This is a genomic window from Nocardia sp. NPDC003963, assembly GCF_053605105.1.
This window is the reverse complement of record NZ_JBSGIP010000013.1, coordinates 25,681-42,625: the sequence shown is the minus strand read 5'-3', so window position 1 is coordinate 42,625 and position 16,945 is coordinate 25,681. Positions and strand designations below refer to the sequence as shown.

At 67.1% G+C, this 16,945-nt stretch carries 16 protein-coding genes; 4 read left to right on the top strand and 12 right to left on the bottom strand.

Annotated elements, in window-relative coordinates; genetic code table 11:
* Window positions 1–127: 127 nt before the first annotated feature.
* On the top strand, window positions 128–820 hold the full coding sequence (locus tag ACWEWT_RS21355) for a class I SAM-dependent DNA methyltransferase (protein WP_452561321.1): 693 nt from the start codon (window positions 128–130) through the stop codon (window positions 818–820).
* A gap of 34 nt (window positions 821–854) precedes the next feature.
* Here the strand turns inward: ACWEWT_RS21355 and ACWEWT_RS21350 are convergent, their stop codons facing one another.
* Both ACWEWT_RS21350 and ACWEWT_RS21345 read right to left on the bottom strand, forming a co-directional pair.
* The gene (locus tag ACWEWT_RS21350; protein WP_452561320.1) at window positions 855–1,190 is read right to left on the bottom strand and encodes a hypothetical protein; all 336 of its coding nucleotides are present in this window, start codon (window positions 1,188–1,190) and stop codon (window positions 855–857) included.
* A gap of 477 nt (window positions 1,191–1,667) precedes the next feature.
* The gene (locus tag ACWEWT_RS21345) at window positions 1,668–2,075 is read right to left on the bottom strand and encodes a hypothetical protein (RefSeq protein ID WP_452561318.1); all 408 of its coding nucleotides are present in this window, start codon (window positions 2,073–2,075) and stop codon (window positions 1,668–1,670) included.
* Between the two features lie 487 nt (window positions 2,076–2,562).
* On the opposite strand from ACWEWT_RS21345, the gene ACWEWT_RS21340 reads away from it, so the two are divergent.
* Both ACWEWT_RS21340 and ACWEWT_RS21335 read left to right on the top strand, forming a co-directional pair.
* Window positions 2,563–3,426 (top strand): alpha/beta fold hydrolase, encoded by an 864-nt coding sequence (locus tag ACWEWT_RS21340; RefSeq protein WP_452561316.1) that lies wholly within the window; start codon window positions 2,563–2,565, stop codon window positions 3,424–3,426.
* Window positions 3,413–4,012 carry a TetR/AcrR family transcriptional regulator gene (locus ACWEWT_RS21335; RefSeq protein ID WP_452561315.1) on the top strand — a complete coding sequence of 200 codons (600 nt, stop codon included), beginning with the start codon at window positions 3,413–3,415 and terminating at the stop codon, window positions 4,010–4,012. Before ACWEWT_RS21340 ends, ACWEWT_RS21335 begins: the two co-directional genes overlap by 14 nt.
* A 33-nt stretch (window positions 4,013–4,045) precedes the next feature.
* On the opposite strand, the gene ACWEWT_RS21330 is transcribed toward ACWEWT_RS21335, so the two are convergent.
* The 6 genes from ACWEWT_RS21330 to rplN form a co-directional block, all read right to left on the bottom strand.
* Window positions 4,046–4,579: a hypothetical protein gene (locus ACWEWT_RS21330; protein WP_452561314.1), complete on the bottom strand. Its 534-nt coding sequence runs from the start codon at window positions 4,577–4,579 to the stop codon at window positions 4,046–4,048.
* Window positions 4,580–4,625: 46 nt separating this feature from the next.
* Window positions 4,626–5,870, bottom strand: coding sequence for an alpha/beta hydrolase (locus tag ACWEWT_RS21325; RefSeq protein WP_452561312.1), 1,245 nt, complete (start codon window positions 5,868–5,870; stop codon window positions 4,626–4,628).
* A gap of 370 nt (window positions 5,871–6,240) precedes the next feature.
* The gene (locus ACWEWT_RS21320; protein WP_014349101.1) at window positions 6,241–6,426 is read right to left on the bottom strand and encodes a type Z 30S ribosomal protein S14; all 186 of its coding nucleotides are present in this window, start codon (window positions 6,424–6,426) and stop codon (window positions 6,241–6,243) included.
* Between the two features lie 3 nt (window positions 6,427–6,429).
* Window positions 6,430–6,993 (bottom strand): 50S ribosomal protein L5, encoded by a 564-nt coding sequence (rplE, locus tag ACWEWT_RS21315; RefSeq protein WP_449902000.1) that lies wholly within the window; start codon window positions 6,991–6,993, stop codon window positions 6,430–6,432.
* Window position 6,994: 1 nt separating this feature from the next.
* Window positions 6,995–7,312, bottom strand: coding sequence for a 50S ribosomal protein L24 (gene rplX, locus ACWEWT_RS21310; RefSeq protein WP_030522663.1), 318 nt, complete (start codon window positions 7,310–7,312; stop codon window positions 6,995–6,997).
* Window position 7,313: 1 nt separating this feature from the next.
* A complete protein-coding gene (gene rplN, locus ACWEWT_RS21305) occupies window positions 7,314–7,682 on the bottom strand; it encodes a 50S ribosomal protein L14 (protein WP_014349098.1) in 369 nt (122 codons plus the stop codon).
* Between the two features lie 340 nt (window positions 7,683–8,022).
* Between rplN and ACWEWT_RS21300 the strand changes: the two genes are divergently transcribed.
* Window positions 8,023–10,038 (top strand): M13 family metallopeptidase, encoded by a 2,016-nt coding sequence (locus ACWEWT_RS21300; RefSeq protein ID WP_452561310.1) that lies wholly within the window; start codon window positions 8,023–8,025, stop codon window positions 10,036–10,038.
* 59 nt (window positions 10,039–10,097) lie between these two features.
* Here ACWEWT_RS21300 and ACWEWT_RS21295 read toward each other — a convergent pair whose 3' ends face one another.
* The 4 genes from ACWEWT_RS21295 to nbtC form a co-directional block, all read right to left on the bottom strand.
* Complete coding sequence (locus tag ACWEWT_RS21295; protein ID WP_452561309.1) at window positions 10,098–10,862, bottom strand: ABC transporter permease; 765 nt, start codon at window positions 10,860–10,862, stop codon at window positions 10,098–10,100.
* Window positions 10,859–11,662, bottom strand: a complete 804-nt coding sequence (locus ACWEWT_RS21290) for an ABC transporter permease (RefSeq protein WP_452561307.1) — start codon at window positions 11,660–11,662, stop codon at window positions 10,859–10,861. The genes ACWEWT_RS21295 and ACWEWT_RS21290 overlap by 4 nt, the downstream gene beginning before the upstream one ends.
* A complete protein-coding gene (locus tag ACWEWT_RS21285; RefSeq protein ID WP_452561305.1) occupies window positions 11,659–12,627 on the bottom strand; it encodes an ATP-binding cassette domain-containing protein in 969 nt (322 codons plus the stop codon). Before ACWEWT_RS21285 ends, ACWEWT_RS21290 begins: the two co-directional genes overlap by 4 nt.
* A 70-nt stretch (window positions 12,628–12,697) precedes the next feature.
* Window positions 12,698–16,945, bottom strand: a complete 4,248-nt coding sequence (gene nbtC / locus ACWEWT_RS21280; RefSeq protein WP_452561443.1) for a nocobactin polyketide synthase NbtC — start codon at window positions 16,943–16,945, stop codon at window positions 12,698–12,700.

The window sequence follows — 16,945 nt, the reverse complement described above, 5'->3', positions numbered from 1 at the left end:
CCCCGGCGCCGGTCGGCCACGCCGCTCGCAGTGGCCGAACCGGGCGCCCGTGCCGGGACGGTCCGCGCCGGATTCGTCGGCCGGTATTTCCATTGCGCGAGCGATACCGCGCCCGCACGATGTGGTCATGCCGACCTTCGCCGATTTCGACCGTCGCCACTACCGAACAGTCGATGTCGCCACCGGATACGACGGGTGGGCCCCCACCTACGAGCGGACCGTCCTCGACGATATGGATCTCGCCCTACTGGACCGCCTGCGCCGGCCACGGTGGCCGGAGATACGCCGGGCGGCCGATCTGGGCTGCGGTACCGGCCGTACCGCGGCCTGGCTACGCGAGCGCAGCACGGCACGTATCGACGGTATCGACCTCAGCGCGGGCATGCTGGTACACGCCGGAAAGCGCGGTGCGCACGCCGCCCTGACGCAGGGCGATGTCCGGGCCACCGGATTCACCGGCGGCGCCTACGATCTCGTGATCTCCTCGCTGATCGACGAACATCTGCCCGACCTCGCGCCCTTCTACGCCGAAGCACGCCGGCTGGCCGCCCCGGGCGGTGTATTCGTCCTGGTGAGCTACCATCCGCAGTTCATGATGGTCACCGGTATGCCCACCCACTACACCGGTTCCGACGGTGAACCGCTGGCCATATCCACCCATCTGCACACCCTCGGCGACCATGTGACCGCCGGGGTCGCGGCCGGATGGCAGCTCGCCGAACTCACCGAGAGTTCGATCGACGACGCCTGGATAGCCGCGAAGCCCAAATGGGCCGAGCTGCGCGGACATCCGTTCACGATGGCATCGGTCTGGGTCTGACCGACCGGGCGTGCCGACCCGGACATCGCTCGGATCAGCGGGTGACGGTGACGCTGACGCCGGGCGGCGCCGCGATCGGCGCGTCGATGATCACCGACAGGGTCGAGCCCGGCTGATCGGCGGCCCGGCCGGCGTATTCGGTGATGTTCTCACCGAGACGCTGTTTCGCCTCCGGGGTGAAATTGGGCGGCAGTGCCCCGAGGACGGGGCCGAGGTTCAATTCCTCGACAGCCCGCGCCTCCGTATCGGTGAGGTTCACGGTGACCGCCTCCTCGGATCGATCGACGGACAGGGCCGAAGCCGGGCCGCTACCGAGAACGAGACAGCCGGCCGAGGCCGCGAGAACGGTCAGCGGAAGGTGGAATCTCACGGAAGAACTCCTATGTTTGTCGATTGTGTTTTCGGATCTGTTCGTTTCGCCGTCCAGGACGGCGGGCGGGCCCTCCACCGGGCGGGCCAGGGGCCGAGCCGGGAATGAGAAGGCTGTTTCGTTCGGCGCGTTCCTTTCTGCGGGACCCGGTGCCGGGGGCAGGAATGTGCCCATGAGGACACGCACACCGGCGCCCTCGGGTGCGCGAAGGCTGCCCCGTCGGCCGCGGTACAGATCGGCCGCGGTACACCGCATGCGGCGGTCACTGCCGGGAACGAGTCCCGAGACGAACGGATCGATACGGCACGGTGTGGGTAGCGCCGGTCCGCGCCGCATCCGGCAGGGCGCTACGTCCGCGGTCGGCGCGCCGACCGCGTCACGTGAGCACCCCACCGCCGTTCTCCGAATCGAACGACCTCCGCCGGGGCAGCTTTCACCGGCCGGTGGGCATCGGGCCACCGGCGCAGTGTAGGACTGTCACCTGCGGCAAACGCAGAGGCGCAGCAGGATTTCTCCCCCGGTCGCGGACGCACCGGCCGCCGGTAGTTCGATCCGGGACCGGCGACACGCCGAATCCGACAGTCCCACAACGAGACCGATGAACATCAGGGCGACCGGCCACAGATCGTCGATCCGGGGCCGGGGTACGGCGGAACGTACACACGCGTAGCGGCAGTGCACGGACTGCCCGCCGGTGTCGTCGGGCCGCTCGGTTTCCGGCTCGGCCGAATCGACCGCCGCGACGATGGCGGATACGAGTGAGACATAGGTGGTTTCGCGCGGATCGACCATCTGCCCGTCGCGGACCTCGAGTGTCAGCACCACGGCGGCGAAAACGAGCACGAGCATCCGCAGCAGCTTCGGCGCCCGCGCGTAATGCCTCACGGTCGCGATACTAACCGATGGCCGCCGCGCCCGATTTATCCGGTTCTCCTCGGCACTGGGAACGAATTCGACTATGCCGCAACATCTATTGATCCCGACTCCCGGCGCATATCGATACCGGCGGCCACAGCCCGATCGACCGGACCGCGCGCCGGAGCCGCCCGGAACTGCAACAGGTTCGCCTCGAAGCGAGCGGGCCGGGTACCTGCCCACCGACCGGGTCGGGTCGTCCGGACGACGGGCGATGACGGACGCCGGCGGAGCCGAAGTCTCCCGCACACCGCCAACCGCCCACCACTCACCCCGTCCGCCACTCACCCCGGTCGGCACACCAGGCGTGCGCCCACCGAACTCGCCGACGAACGTTCGCGCCGCGCCCGCCCGGCTCCGTTCGAACCCGGGCGGGCGGATTCCGATTCTCCTCGACTCTAGACATACATTCAGAATGTATGTAACTATCGAAGAGTCGACCGAGGAGGAGAACGAAATGAACCACGACGCACTCGACCGCGGCCATACCGCCGACCTGGCCGGCGCCAGGATCCGATACTCCGACACCGGCGACGGACCGCCGGTGGTCTTCGTGCACGGCCTGCTCGTCAACGCGGACCTGTGGCGGAAAGTGATCCCGCCCGTGGCCGCGGCCGGATACCGCTGCATCGCCCCCGATTGGCCCCTGGGCTCACATTCCGTCCCGGTGCCCGACGCCGACCTGACCCCCACCGGAGTCGCCGACCTCATCGCCGCGTTCCTGGCGCATCTCGGCCTCACCGATGTCACGATCGTCGCCAACGACACCGGTGGCGCCATCACCCAGATACTGCTGACCCGCGCTCCGGAGCGAATCGGCCGCGTCGTACTGGCCTCGGTGGACTCCTACGAGAGCTTCCTGCCCCAGCCGTTCACCGCGTTACCCCAGCTGACCCGCATCCCCGGATCGGTCCGGCTCACCACCGAGCTGCTCCGCTTCCGGCGGGTGCAGCGACTGCCGTTCGCCCTCGGACTGCTGACCAAACGCCCCATCCCACCCGCGGTGGTCGAATCCTATCTGCGCCCTGCCCGGGAATCGGCCGCCATCCGCGACGACCTGCGCCGATTCCTGCGGCACGCGCGACGCCACTACACCCTCGATGCCGCCACCCGGTTCGGATCGGTGACCGTGCCGGTGCTGGTCGCCTGGGCACGGGAAGACCGGCTGTTCCCCGTATCGTTCGCCGAACGCCTCGTCCGCGACCTACCCGGTGCCACCTCGGTGCTCATCGACGACTCCTACACGCTGATCCCCGAGGACCAGCCCGAGTTGCTCACCAGGCGAATTCTGGAGTTCACTCGGCTGCATGCCACGCCGTAGCCAGGAGGACCGCTCCCGCACCACCCGGACCGCGCTCGAACAGGCCGGGCGGCAGTTGTTCGCCGAGCACGGATTCGCGGGCACATCCGCGGCGCAACTGGTCACCGCGGCCGGCGTCACGCGGGGTGCGCTGCAACACCACTACGGCGATAAACGCGGCCTGTTCCTGGCGGTACTGGAACAGCTCGAAATCGAGATGACCGCCGAGATCGAGCAGGTGATGCGGGCACCGGCCACCGATGACGTCCTCACCACGATGGCGTCCGGCCTGAACGCGTTCCTGGAAATATGCCAGCGCCCGGAAGTCATCCGCATCACCCTGTTCGACGCGCCCGCGGTGCTCGGCTGGGAAGCATGGCGTGAGCTCGAGGCCCGCCACGGCCTGGGCCTCGTCACCACCGAACTGGAACGCGCCCGCGAGACCGGCCTGATCACCGCGACCGCCCTACCGGTCCTGGCCCAGCTCATTCTGAGCGCGGTATCCGAGGCCGGCCTCATCGTCGCCCACGCCGACGACAAGGACACCGCCCGTGAACAGGCCCGGCAATCGCTGCTACTGCTCATCGGCGGCCTGCTCCGCACCTGAATCGACGATATCCATACCGGCGAACCAGCGAGGTTAGACCCGGCCGGGTGGCGGATCCTCGGCAGCGCCCGGCGCATCCGTTGCCGAAGCGGGCCCGTCCGCGGCGGTGAGGGGGTGCCGGATCGACTCCGGGAGCGGTCGGCCGGCAGGCGAACCGACCGCAAACGGCGCAGTCGAACCGGACAGGCTCACGAATCCGTCCACGCTCTCACGGACGGAAAGACCGCTACGATCCGGGGTGCGCGTGTACGCTGCCCGAGGCCGGGAAGCACGCTCGATTCGTATCGGCCATCCGAACCGGTTCCAGGACTGCACGATCAGATCGAAGTAGTCGTGTTCTGTTTCGGGTGAGGCCGCGACGACCCAGTACGCAATATCGAAGAACTCGGTATCGGCCTCGGCCGTGTAATCGCCGACGGGCAGTATCACGCCCGCATGCATCTGCGCCTCGGGGAGATCGGGATGCGAAAGAGACAACGCCGATCCGGCCGGAAGCGACCGCAACGTCCGTACGAAGTGTCGATACAGCCGTTCCCGCGCCCTCGTCTGCGTCGGTTCGGGATTCATTCCGGTCTCCCCTCGTTGTTGTCACGGCAGCGCCCTGCCACGTCGATCACGACACCAGGTGGCCGTATCCGGTGACGATGAGACCGATGTTTCCAGCTGCCGGATTCTGGGAGTGCAGATAGGCTTCCGATGAATGATCGAGCACGTTCCAACTGCCCGGGATCAATGGAGTGGAGTCGAATACCCGCGCACCGAACTCAGGGTCTGTAGGTAACCGTCCGTGCGTTTCCGGCATCAGTTGTATGTAGTCGCTGGATGAGATCGCGGCGAATACATGCTCACTATTGTTCTCCCGCGGAACACCGGCGAGTGTCAAATCGCCGACATTATTCGCGCCCGTTCCCCAACTGCCGATGAAGACGACATCGTCGGTATGCAGCATCGCCCCGCGGCCCGCGGATTCGGCAGCGAGGACACTCCCGTAGGAATGGCCGATCGTGGTGATATGCCCGGACGCCCCTTCCTGGGTGGCGCGCAAACCTTCGTGGTAATCGCGCGCTCCGGCAGCACCGTCCCGGGCCGACTGGGGAAACATCGCCTGCACCATGGACTCGGGCTGCCTATAGCCACCCCAGTAGCTCACCGCCGTGCTGGAATTGGGGGCACTACGCCGCGCGACCTGCTGCAACTGGTCCACAGTCGATTTCGCGTAGGCGAGCACATATTCAGGTCGCTGCGCAGGTTGCAGCAGTACAGCGGTGTTACGGGAGAAATCCGGATTATTCCGCGAGAAGGCCAGCCCCCCGTCGGTGTCGATGTGAGTGAGGAAAATCCCGGGTTCGTCCACAATCGCCTTTATACCGGCGTATTTATTGGCTCCGGGGTAATCGTTCGCGTCCCGCGCTCGCTGAAGAAGGACTTCCAAGTTTCTACGGTTGTAGAAATCCCGGTCCGCTGTCGGAATTCCGTTCCGGTTCCCCAGAAACGGATCCGCATGGAAGAGATCCGATCTGTCGGATGCGGAGAGGTCTTCCCAGGCGTCCCGGAGCTGCCGCGGATTACCGGGCAGTCCGATATCCGGACGCGCCGTCCGAGAGGTGGCAGCGAGTGGCTCGTGCCGTAGCAGCTCTCGGAGTACCCCGTCGTTGTTCGATTGGGCCAGAATAATATGATGATTGCCGCGCAGCGCCGCCTCACCCGCTCTGCGATACAGCGTCTCGGAAATACCTTCGCCCATTTCCAGAACAATGTGCTCCAAACGCCGAGCCAATGCTCTGGCCTCCAGGATTCCGGGGCTCAGATTTTGGAGTACGGAGGCGATGTCATGCCGACTCGGCCCGGAGCTGTCCATATCATCACCTCGGCGATCGACCGATCGGCCGGGCCGGTCAACCGATCCGAGCCACAGCCCGGCTCACTGTGACGAGCCCCGGCGAGACAGCAGTCGAAAGCACGGCGACCATCGGGCAAGTGTGCCAGACGGGATCAGATCCCGGAAGTCACGGGCGGCTGAACACACCGAGGCATATGGAATGCGGGCCCGCCGCTGCGCCATCTCCACCTCCCACTACTCCCGTGCATGATCGCTATTTCACGATCAAGGCGAATGATCGCGATTTCACGATCACCATCCTTCGGGGAAGCGCGCGAAGGACCCGAGCCGGGGCTCGGGTCCTTCGTTGTGCTATCGATCCCGGATCGGCGAACCGTCCGGGATCAGCTCACCAGGAGCTCTTGTGCACGCCCGGCAGCTCGCCGCGGTGCGCCATCTCGCGCAGGCACACACGGCACAGGCCGAACTTGCGGTACACCGCGTGCGGCCGGCCGCAGCGCTGGCAGCGGGTGTAGGCGCGGACAGCGAACTTCGGCTTGCGGTTGGCCTTGTTGACCAGTGCTTTCTTGGCCATGTCTCAGTTCTCCTTGAACGGGAAGCCGAGGTGCTTCAGCAGGGCACGGCCTTCTTCGTTGTTGGTCGCGGTGGTGACAACGGTGATGTCCATACCACGCGGACGATCGATCTTGTCCACATCGATCTCGTGGAACATCGACTGCTCGCTCAGACCGAACGTGTAGTTGCCGTTGCCGTCGAACTGCTTGGGCGACAGACCGCGGAAGTCGCGGATACGGGGCAGGGCGATCGAGACCAGCCGGTCCAGGAACTCCCACATCCGGTCGCCACGCAGGGTGACCTTCGCGCCGATCGGCATACCCTCACGCAGTTTGAACTGCGCGATGGATTTGGTGGCCTTGCGGATCTGCGGCTTCTGGCCGGTGATCAGGGCCAGGTCGTCGACCGCGCCGTTGATCAGCTTGGCGTCCCGGGCGGCGTCGCCGACACCCATGTTCACCACGACCTTGACCACGCCGGGGATCTGCATGACGTTCGGGTAGTTGAACTCGCTGTTCAGCGCATCCTTGATCTCGGCACGGTAGCGCTGCTTGAGCCGGGGCTGCACTTTCTCGGAGGTGGTCATATCAGATGTCCTTCCCGTTCTTACGGGAGATCCGAACCCGCTTGCCGGTTTCTTCGTCGGTGCGGTAGCCGATCCGGGTCGGGTTACCGTCCGAGTCGACGACCATCACGTTGGACACGTGGATGGGCGCTTCCTGGGTCACGATGCCGCCCGAAGAGGCGCCACGCAGGTTCGCGGAGTTCGCGACATGTTTCTTGATCCGGTTGACGCCCTCGACCAGGATCCGGTTGTCCTTCGGGAAGGCCTGGATGACCTTGCCCTTGGCACCCTTGTCCTTGCCCGAGACGACGAGCACGGTATCGCCCTTGTGCACCTTCATGTCAGAGCACCTCCGGGGCCAGCGAAACGATCTTCATGAACTTCTTGTCGCGCAGCTCGCGCCCGACCGGGCCGAAGATACGGGTGCCGCGCGGGTCGTTGTCCGCCTTGATGAGCACGGCGGCGTTCTCGTCGAAACGGATGTAGGAACCATCCGGACGGCGCCGTTCCTTGGTGGTGCGCACCACGACGGCCTTCACGACGTCACCCCGTTTGACGTTGCCGCCCGGGATGGCGTCTTTCACAGTGGCGACGATGACATCGCCGATACCGGCATAGCGGCGCGACGAACCACCGAGAACGCGGATGCAGAGAATCTCCTTGGCACCCGTGTTGTCGGCGACGCGCAGCCGCGACTCCTGCTGAATCACTTCAGCCTCCTCGACCTGGACGATAAGCACGCCGGATTGCCGACCCGACGGGCATGGTCTGTCACCATCCGAACGCACGCCTACCAGCGGTTCTTCTACGATCTCGACGATCAACCACCGGGGGTTCGCGGCCGAATCGCGGGCACCGGGCCCGCAGGCAACCGGTCAAGGATAGCGAATCCGCAGCTAGGACCGAAATCGGGGTGGTGTCCAGTCGTCCGCGTCGCCCGGCGCGACGCCGGGATGGGGCGCCGGTAGCCTCATGGGGCCGGTTCGCCTAGGAGAGGTGCGGGTCTCGCATCGGGGAGAGGTTTCGTTGAAATCATCGGATCGTCGGTTCGTGCTCGATCGCCGTGGATTCCTGGTCGCGCTGGGACTCGCGCCCGCGGCCGCGTGGCTGGCCTCGTGTTCGGAGGCCCAACCCATAAAACTGGTGACCGTCGATATGACCGGTTCCGATCCGGCGATCCGGCCCCAGGACGATCTGTACCGGCATGTGAACGGTAAATGGCTGCGTGAGTACCAGCTGCCGCCGGACAAGACCTCCTACGGCGCGTTCAGCGAGGCCGGCGAGCGCACTCAGCAGCAGTTGCGGGAGATCGTCGAGAGCATCAGCGATCCCGAGGACGGGACCGAAGCCCAGCAGATCCGCGACCTGTTCGACGCCCGGATGAATCTGGACGAGATCGAACGACTGGGCCTGACCCCGCTTGATTCGATGTTCGCCGAGATCGAGGACGCGAAGGACAAACCGGCCCTGGCCGAGGTGATGGGCCGGCTGCCGATCGGCGGACTGATCGGTATCGGGGTGAGTATCGACCAGAAGAACTCCTCGGCCTATATCCCCGCGATCGGCCAGTCCGGCCTCGGCCTGGACGAGCAGTACTACCGTGACCCGCAGTTCGCCGAAGAACTCGCCGGCTACCGGACCTACCTGGAGCGACTGGCCAAGGGTGCGGATCTGCCCGACCCGGCCGGGATCGCGGGCCGGCTGCTGGACCTGGAGACCCGGATCGCGGCCGCCCACTGGGACAATGTGCGCAACCGCGATACCGAGGCCACCTACAACGTCTTCGACTGGGACAAGGCCACGGCCCTGGCCCCGGAATACGACTGGGGTCCGTGGCTGCGGGGTATCACCGACCGGCCGCAGGATCTGTTCGCGAAGGTGGTGGTCAACCAGCCCTCCTTCGTCACCGAGGCGGGCCGGATCTGGGCCGGGACCGATATCGCGATCTGGCGGGACTATCTGAAGCTCGCGGTGCTCAAGACCTACGCCAATGTCCTGCCCAAGGAGATCTCCGACGCCAATTTCGATTTCAACGGGCGGCTGATGTCGGGGCTGAAGCAGCGCCCGGAACTGTGGAAATCGGCCGTCGGCTCGGTGGACAGCAATCTGAGCGAACAGCTGGGCAAACTGTACGTCGACAAGTATTTCCCACCCGAGGCCAAGGAGCGGGTGCAGGTGATGGTCGACGATCTGATGTCGGCCTACCGGGAGAATTTCACCGGCTCCGCCTGGATGTCGCCGGAGACCCGCAGGGCCTCGATCGAGAAATTGGACAAGATCGGCGCAAAGCTGGGGTATCCCGACAAATGGGTGGATTACTCGGGCCTGAAGGTCACCCGCGGCAAATTGATCGAATCACTGCGCGCGATCAACGATTTCGAGGTGAAAAGGGCCTTCGACCGGCTGGGGACGCCGGTGGACAAAACGGAGTGGAGCGCCTCACCGCAGACGGTGAACGCCTATTACTCCCCCACCCACAACGAGATAGTCTTCCCCGCCGCTTTCCTGCAGCCGCCGTTCTTCGACAAGGACGCCGAGACCGCGGTGAACTACGGCGGAGTCGGCGCGGTGATCGGGCACGAGATCGGCCACGGATTCGACGACCAGGGCTCGAAGTTCGACGGTGACGGTAACCAGCGCGATTGGTGGACCCCCGCCGACCGGGCTGCCTTCGACGCCAAGTCCCAGCAGCTCATCGAGCAGTACAACGCGCTGGTCCCCGAGGGTCTGTCCCCGGATCAGCATGTGAACGGCGCGCTGACCGTCGGCGAGAACCTGGCCGATCTGCGCGGGCTGCAGATCGCGCTGTCCGCCTACCGGATCGCCGAACAGCGTCAAGGTGTCACGAACCCCGACTACCACACCATGTTCAATTCCTACGCACGGATCTGGCGCTCCAAGTCGACCCCCGAGGTCACCGAACGATTGCTGGCCGGCGATACCCATTCCCCCGACGAGTTCCGGGTGAACCAGGTCGTCCGCAATATCGCGGAGTTCTACCGGACCTTCGGGGTCGTGGAATCGGACAAGCTCTTCCTGCCCGAGGACCAGCGCATCGAGTTGTGAGGAGTGGTGGGGGAAGCGGTCCGTCCACTTCCCCCACTCCCGAAAACCCGGACCGGTGGTCAGCTCTCGGCTGCCTTCCGGTAGCCACGGACGGCGAGCGCCCCGAATACCGCGATCATCCCCACCGACCAGGCCGCGGTCTGTACCAGCGGTGTGGCGATCGGACCGCCCAGCAGGAATCCGCGCATGGTCTCGATGGCACAGCTCATCGGCTGGCCACCGACGATGGGCTGCAACCAGCCCGGATAATTCTCCAGCGGTACGAAACCGGAATTGAAGAACATACCGACCAGCACCAGGATCGCGAAGATCTGGACGGCTCGACCACCGGCCCGGCTCACCCCTACCGCGACCACGAGCGGGGTGAATCCGGCGACCACGATCACCGGGACCGCGACGACCCCGAGCACCCCGATCCAACCGTTGTCGAATCGCAGACCCAGCAGTACCCCGACCGCGATCACCAGCAGGGTCGCGACCGCGGCCCGCGCGCATTCGGCGATCAGCCGGCCCAGCAGCGCGCTGGCCCGATGCACCGGCAATACCCAGAACCGACGGAGCAGCCCGCTCTGCCGTTCCCCGAACAGCGATTCACCGGTGCCCATGGCGCCGTACACGGCGCCCGCGACAGCGATCAGCGGTACGAAACCGTAGAGCGGCTCCGCACCGTCGGCCGAGCCGAGCGTGCGGCTCAGCACCAGTTCGAACATCAGCAGCAGCAGGATGGGCAGCACCAGCGTGGTGGACAGCACCTCCTGCTGGCGACTCCAGCGGCGCAGCAGCCGCCCGGTCTCCACCAGCGCCTGATCCAGGAATACCGTCACCGCCGCTTCCTTTCCGTCCATACCGCCAGAACCGCGCCCGCCACCAGCAGACCGGCCACCCAGGCCACAGCCACCCCCAGTCCATCCGGATAACCGCCGTCGGCGAGCCCGCGCAGCGCGTCGGCCACCTGCGATACCGGCTGGTTGCGCACGAACGGCTGGATCCAGCCCGGAAAGCCCTCGACCGGTACGAAACCGGTCGAGATCATGACCAGCAGGAGCTGCGGGACGAACAGGACGGTCGCGCCCACTTGCGGATCGGCGGTCGCGGTACCGAGCGCGTCGGTGGCCAGCATCATCGCCACCCCGAATCCGAGGACCAGGCCCAGGAACACCAGTGCGGGTACCGGGCCGTGGAAGCGGAATCCGAACAGCGTCCCGATCACCAGCGCACCGCAGATCGCGGTGAGGGCCCGGGCCAGATTCGCCGATACGCGGGCGGCGGGCGGTACCCAGGCGGCCACCGGCATGGCCCGCAGCCGGGTACCCATACCGCCGGCGACCTCCCGCGCGGCCCGGTCGGCGGCGAACATGGAACTGAAGAACATCGCGTGCACGACGATCAGCGGCAGCAGATACTGCGCGTAGTCGACTCCCCCCGCCTCCACGGATTTCCGCAGCGGTACGTAGAAACAGACGAAGAAGGTCAGCGGCGCGGCGAACGCGAGAACGAGATCGCCCTCTCGAACGGCCGCCCGGATCGACCGCTCGCTCAATGCTGCCCACTGCATACCCGGTGGCACCCGCAGGCTCTCGGACGACCCCGGCCGCGCGGTCACGGCCCCCACCGCCACACTCATGAGGTGGCCTCGGCTGTTTCACGCGTGGTGAGCCTGATGAAGACCTCGTCGAGTGACGGCCGCCGCAATGCGATATCGATCAGCTCGATATCGGCGTCGGTGAGCCGGGCCAGTGCGGCGGTCAAGGTCGCGGCACCGTCGGGCGCGGGCAGCGAGACCCGATCGGCGGAATCGGCGACCGTGCATTCGGACAGCGGTGACAGCGCGGCCACCACGGCCGGTACATCTCCGGGATCCACCGGCACGACCTCGCAACAGCTCGAACCCGAGCGGGCTTTGAGTACATCGGCGGTACCCTCGGCGATCACCGTGCCCTGGTCGACGACGATGATGTTGTCGCTGAGCGCGTCCGCCTCCTCCAGGTACTGGGTGGTGAGCAGGATGGTCACGCCCTGGGCCTTGAGTTCGCGTACGAGCGCCCACAGCTGCTGGCGGCTCACCGGGTCCAGCCCGGTGGTGGGCTCGTCGAGGAAGACCACCCGCGGCGAACGCACCAGCCCGCACGCGATATCTATCCGCCGGCGCATACCGCCGGAGTACTGCCCGACCCGCCGGTCGGCGGCTCCGGTGAGCGAGAAGCGTTCCAGCAGTTCTTCGGCCCGCTGCCGGGCCGCCCCGCGGCGCAGGCCCAGCAGCCGCCCGAACAACACCAGGTTCTCCCGGCCCGTGAGCATTTCGTCCAGCGCCGCGTACTGGCCGGTCAGCATGATCGATTTCCGCACCTCGGCGGCGTCGCGGACCACGTCGTACCCGGCCACCGTCGCCCGGCCCGAATCCGGCCGGATCAGCGTGGACAGTACCGAGACGGTGGTGGTCTTACCCGCCCCGTTGGGGCCGAGCACACCCAGTACGCTCCCGGCCGGTACGCGGAAATCTATCCCGCGCAGCGCTTTCACCTCACCGAACGATTTCACGACGGACTCGACGACTATGGCATCGCCGGAGTCCGCCCGCTTCTCTGACATCGTGTTCTCCATCCTGGGAGTTCCCCGCCGCCGACCCGGCGACTTCTACTCGTTCGCGTCTCGGGGACGCCTATACGTCGCGCACGGCGGCGAAAACACGCTGATCCAGCAGAGCCAGCCGATGATCGGCTTCCGGCAACACCAGCATCGGCCGCAGACCCGCTATCGCGAGCTGATCCACCCATTCGTCCTCGGTGAGGAAGATCCGGTCCGTACCCGCCCGCACATCGGTGGCCCCGGGGTGTGGTTGCCCGGGCGCGGGCGACATCAGGAAGTGCACCGAGGTCAGCAGCTGACTGTGGGCCACCACCGTTTCGATGAACACCACCGCGCCCCCGGGATTCAGCAGTTCGCGCAGTTGGCGCAGGGTATGCCCGATGTGGTGGGCGTTGTGCAGCACATTGGAGGCGATCACGAGGTCGTAGCGCGGCTGTCGCGCGAGATCGGCGTTCATATCCACGATGGCGAACCGCATCCACGGCCGGTCGGCGAAACGCGTCCGCGCCGCGTCGAGGAAGAAGTTCGACACATCGGTGAAGTGGTATTCGACGGGCAGCCCGGCCAGACCGGCCACCACATCGTCGGTGGTGCCGCCGACACCCGCACCGAGTTCCAGGATCCGCACCGGCGACCGGTCACCGCCGATCCGGGCGACCGTTGCGGCGACGATCTCCCGCGCGGCGTGGTTGAGGTAGCGGCTGATCGCGTTCTCGCGATAGGTCGCTTCGGCGGTGAACATATCGCCGTCCGGGAACAGCAACTCCTGGACGCGCATCCGGTCCTGGATCAGTTCGACCAGATGTTCGTTCGTACCGCCCAGGAAGGTGGCGAGCCGGGGCGCGTAACCCAGGTCCGTACAGGCCTGCACCAGTTCTGTCCGCGCCGGAGCGGGTATCTCGCCGAGATAGCGGTAGCCGCTGTCCGGGTCGCCGGTGACGGATCCGTGCCGAGCGAGTTCCCGGAGCCACTGCCGCAGCAGCCAGCGATGCCGCTGGGCGACCTTCAGTCGTTCGGCGATGTCCTCGACGCTGTGCACAGCCCGATCCCGCAGCACCGGTTCCAGGACACGGTGCATCGCACGCGCACCGAAGAGGTCGAGATCGTGCCGGGCCGAACGTAACCGGTCGAGGTCCAACTCCGCGGGCACGACCTGTTCGGCCGACCGGCGGGCCCGTTCACCGAGATCCGCCGCGTTCGCGGCCGGCACCGGGCTTACCTGCGTACGCGGCGCCGGCCGTCCGGAATCGGCGCCGGATACCGGCACCGTCGCGGCGGCCGGCCGCACCGCGGGCCGGTCCCCGACCAGCCGGACCACATCGTCGAGCGAGGCCCCGCCGACCAGATCGCCGACCGGCAGTTCGTAGCCGTATTCCTGCTGCACGAGGCGACGCAGTTCCAGGGCTTGCAGCGAATCCAGTCCGAGCGCGACCAAGGACCGGGTGGTATCGATCGATGCGAGATCGTCCTCACCCAGAACATGGGCGAACAACTCCACGATCCGCTGGGCCGGGGTGACCTGAGCACCGGCAGCCGGTGCGACGACGGAGTCCGGTACCCGATCCGGGACGACCTCGGCCCCGGGGGTGACCAGTCCGGACAGCAGCGGCCCGTAGCCGAAGGCACCGAAGAACGAACGGCCGCGCGCCCAATCGAATGCGGTGATCACCGTATTGCCACGCGATTCCCCGAGTCCCAGCGCGATGGCGTCGGCCGAGCGCATCGGCAGGTACCCGACCTCGGCCAGTTTCCCGGTATCGGAGGCGCCCACACCTTCGTGGACGGCCCACTGTCCCCACTGCACCGAGACGCAGTCCACGCCCGCGTCGCGCAGCCGGTACGCGAGGGCGTCCAGCATCCGGTTGGCCGCCGAATAGACGACGGTGCCGCGTCCGCCCAGTGTCGCGGCCAGTGACGAACACAGCAGCACCCGCGCGTCTCCGGCCATCGGCAGCGCGTCCAGCACATGGGTGAGGCCATCGACCTTGGCCCGCAACAGTCCGACGACCCGGTCGCGGGTGAGCTCGGCCAGTTCGATGCCCACGATCCCCGCGTGATCCGAGGCGGCGTGCAGTACGAAATCCATTGGTGCGTCATCGAACTCGGCTGCCAGGGCCCGCACCGCTACCGGATCACCGATATCGCAGGACAGCACCCGCACCGCGGCGCCGGCTGCCCGGATCGGTGCCAGTTTCCGTGTCACCTCGGCGGTTTCACCGGACCGGCCGAGCAGCGTGACCTGCCGGGCACCGGCAGCAGCGAAATGCGCGCAGAATTCGATACCGACCTTGCCGGTGCCGCCGGTGATCAGCACATTGTGCGGTACGCCGACCGTATCCGCGGTGGGCACGGTCTCGGACAGTCGCTTCGCGTAGAGGTTTCCGTCACGGACGGCCAGCTCGGCTTCGTCGGCGGTGTGCAGGGCACTGAGCACCACCGCTGCCGTATCCGCGGTCGCCGCGGCGAGGTCCAGATGACGGAAGGCGATTCCCGGATATTCGGCGCCGACCGATCGGAAACCGGCCGCCGCGGCCGCAGCCACCGGATGCGGCCGATCGCCGTGGAGCACCGCTTCGCCGCCGACCGTGACCAGCCAGTAGTCGGCCACGGTCGGACCGGGCTCGGTCCACCAGTCCCGCGTGCCGAAGAAATCCGCGACCGCTTCGCTCATATCCTGATCCGAGGCCGCGGGCAACAGGGCGACCATTGCATCGATACCGTCGAAATCGGCACGGGTATCCGCGCTGAGGATCCGTGCGGTCGCCCCGTAGTTCTCCGCCTCCGCGCACAGTGCGGCGGTCAATTCGGCGCACCCGCCGGAAGTGTCCACCAGACCGATGGCACGTGGCGCCGACAGCTTTCGCCGCGCCGGCCGCACCCACTCCTCGACCAGCAACTGGGCCGGGATCACGCGCTCGGGTTCCGGAGTCGCCGCCACCGGCGTCGCCGGGGCCGGGACCGCGGCGGGCGGCCGGGATGCCGGAGCGGTGCCGGAGCCGAGCGACAACCACAATCGCTGCCGGCTCATCCGCATATTCGGGAAATCGAGCAGGGGCGGCCGGGGCGTTCCGGCCTCCGTGGCCAGTGCCCGCCAGCGGTAGTTCTGGTCGTTCACCGCCAGCGTCGCCAGGTTCCGGGTGAACAGGGCGAGGTCCTCGGCGGTCCGGTTGGAGGTGCCGGTCACCGTCGCGGCCACCGCGGTGGGGGCCTCGGCCGGGAGCGACAGGGTTTCCAGATTCTCGCGGACCGGAAGCTGCAGGGTGGGGTGTTCGGCCAGCTCCACGAACGAATCGGCACCGGCCGCCACGGCGGCCGCGATCGCCCGATCGAAGCGCACGGTATTGCGCAGGTTCCAGAACCAGTAGTCGTCGAGTGTCGCCTCGGTGGGGAACGACTCCCCCAGGGTGGCGCCGAACGCGGCGACCGCACTGTGGCGGAAGCGCTCCTCGGACAACCGGCCCCGCAGCCCCGCTCGCAGATCGGCACGCAGACTGTTGACCATGCCGGTATGCGCCGGGTAGCGGACCCGGATCACCCGGCTGAACCGGCCGGCCTCGGCGAGGGTGTCGACGACCTCGCCGACGACCTCGCGGTCGCCCGAGATACCCACCATGCGCGGGGAATTGACCACCGACACTTCGGCCCAGCCGGACCGCCGCGCCAGCAGGGCTTCGGCCTCGTCGCGGTCGGCCTCGACAACCGCCATCGCGTAATCCTCCGGAGCGATCCGGTCGACCGCCGCGGCCCGCGCGCCGACGACCAGCAGTGCGTCCGGGAGTGTCATCTTCCCGGCCACATAGGCCGCGGCGATCTCGCCCTGGCTGTGCCCGACCACGGCCGCGGGTTCCACTCCGGCCGAACGCCACAGCGCGGCCAGCCCTGCCATCTGCAGGAACAGCGCGGGTTGCACGATACGGGCCGCGTCGTCGGCGGCCACGGAATCGTCGAGCAGATAGGCCAGCGGCGCGTCGTCGAACTGTTCGGCGTACTCGGCGGCGCAGCGATCCACTTCTTCGCGGTACGCGGGCGAACCGGCGTAGAACACCTTCCCCATACCCGGCCGCTGCCCACCCTGCCCGGGAAAGACGAATGCGTGGGTGCGGGCGACCACAGCATTGCTGCGGACCACCGCGGACGTCTCACGTCCGGCGGCGACCGCGGCCAACGCCCCGGCCAAGGACTCCTGGTCGCGCACCAGCGCCAGCGCGCGGTGGCGGCGCGGCACTCGGGTCCGGAAGAGCATATCGGCGATCTCGCCCGCGGTGACCGCAGTGTGTTCGCGCGTGTAGGCCAGAATCGAAGCCGCTTCCTCGCGCAGCAG

What these genes read in the sequence shown, in the direction of transcription:
- ACWEWT_RS21355 (WP_452561321.1), top strand. Translation starts at nt 128, where the DNA reads ATGCCGACCTTCGCCGATTTCGACCGTCGCCACTACCGAACAGTCGAT.
- ACWEWT_RS21340 (WP_452561316.1), top strand. Translation starts at nt 2,563, where the DNA reads ATGAACCACGACGCACTCGACCGCGGCCATACCGCCGACCTGGCCGGC.
- ACWEWT_RS21335 (WP_452561315.1), top strand. Translation starts at nt 3,413, where the DNA reads ATGCCACGCCGTAGCCAGGAGGACCGCTCCCGCACCACCCGGACCGCG.
- ACWEWT_RS21330 (WP_452561314.1), bottom strand. Translation starts at nt 4,579, where the DNA reads ATGAATCCCGAACCGACGCAGACGAGGGCGCGGGAACGGCTGTATCGA.
- ACWEWT_RS21325 (WP_452561312.1), bottom strand. Translation starts at nt 5,870, where the DNA reads ATGGACAGCTCCGGGCCGAGTCGGCATGACATCGCCTCCGTACTCCAA.
- ACWEWT_RS21320 (WP_014349101.1), bottom strand. Translation starts at nt 6,426, where the DNA reads ATGGCCAAGAAAGCACTGGTCAACAAGGCCAACCGCAAGCCGAAGTTC.
- rplE (WP_449902000.1), bottom strand. Translation starts at nt 6,993, where the DNA reads ATGACCACCTCCGAGAAAGTGCAGCCCCGGCTCAAGCAGCGCTACCGT.
- rplX (WP_030522663.1), bottom strand. Translation starts at nt 7,312, where the DNA reads ATGAAGGTGCACAAGGGCGATACCGTGCTCGTCGTCTCGGGCAAGGAC.
- ACWEWT_RS21290 (WP_452561307.1), bottom strand. Translation starts at nt 11,662, where the DNA reads ATGAGTGTGGCGGTGGGGGCCGTGACCGCGCGGCCGGGGTCGTCCGAG.
- ACWEWT_RS21285 (WP_452561305.1), bottom strand. Translation starts at nt 12,627, where the DNA reads ATGTCAGAGAAGCGGGCGGACTCCGGCGATGCCATAGTCGTCGAGTCC.